This window comes from Mycobacterium sp. NGS67, assembly GCF_059812185.1.
Map to the genome: position 1 here is coordinate 1 of NZ_JCALCF010000075.1, position 1,070 is coordinate 1,070.

General features: G+C 65.0%; 1 protein-coding gene. It reads right to left on the reverse strand.

Going from position 1 to position 1,070, the window contains the following annotated elements; translation table 11 throughout:
* Positions 1 to 967: IS481 family transposase (locus tag AC5Y4D_RS27280; protein WP_500038769.1), on the reverse strand; the 967-nt coding region annotated here is incomplete at its 3' end.
* Positions 968 to 1,070: the final 103 nt, after the last annotated feature.

Below are 1,070 nucleotides of genomic sequence, written 5' to 3' on the forward strand. Positions count from 1 at the left end.
TGTTCTTGACGGCCAGGTTGTGAACGCGTAGGCGCTCGATGGGGGGCTTGCCTCCGATGCCGGTGTGGGGTCGGTGGTGATTGTAGTGATGCAGCCAGTCTTGGTAGGTCGCTGAGCGCGCGGCGTTGGACCCGTAGGTCTGGGCGTAGGCCCACTCGGCGGTCAGGGTGCGATTGAAGCGTTCCACCTTGCCATTGGTCTGCGGCCGATACGGCCGGGTTCTCTTATGCGCGACGTCGTCACCCAACGCTTGGGCGAAACACTTTGAGCGGTAGCAGGATCCGTTGTCGGTCAGGACGCGTCGAACGGTAATGCCATGCTCGGCGAAGAAGGCATTGGCGTTGCGCCAGAACGCCGCGGCGGTCTCCTTGCGTTCATCGCCGAGCTCCTCGGAGTAGGCCAGGCGGCTATGGTCGTCGACCGCGTGATGCAGGTAGGCGTAGCCCATCCCGCTGCAGTTTTTGCGCCCGGCTTGCCGGCCGAGCTTGCGGTGTCCGCCGCCATCAGGGATGCGACCGAGCTTTTTGATGTCCACATGCACCAGATCGCCCGGCGCCGCGTGCTCGTAGCGGTTGGGCTTCGGGCGGCGTACCGGCAGACCAGTGGCCTGATCCAGGTGCCGCAGCAGAGGCATCTTGTAGCGCTTGAGCACTGCCTGCACCGTTGAACGCGGCACGTGCAGGTGTGCGGCGATACGATCAGCGCCCCAGCGGCGGGTGAAGCGCAGCTTGACGATCCGGCGCTCCCGACGTACCGGCAGCTGGTTGGGGCTGCGGTGAGGGCGGCTGGGCCGGTCGAACATCGCCTCAGCGCCACCGATGCGGTAGCGATCGGCCCATTTCTTCGCCGTGGCCGGCGAGCACTGGAACCGCTCGCCAGCCCGCCGGATCGGCCAACCGTCATCGACGATCAATTTGGCGAGTTTCAATCGCCCCTTCGGGGTCAGCGAAGCATTAGCGTGGGGCACGAGGACCTCCTGGTGATCGGCGTGTGTGTGGTAACCACACCGATACCGGAGGTCCTTACCTACTTCCGCGCACCACGCCGTTCACAACCTCCCTGGCCATTAC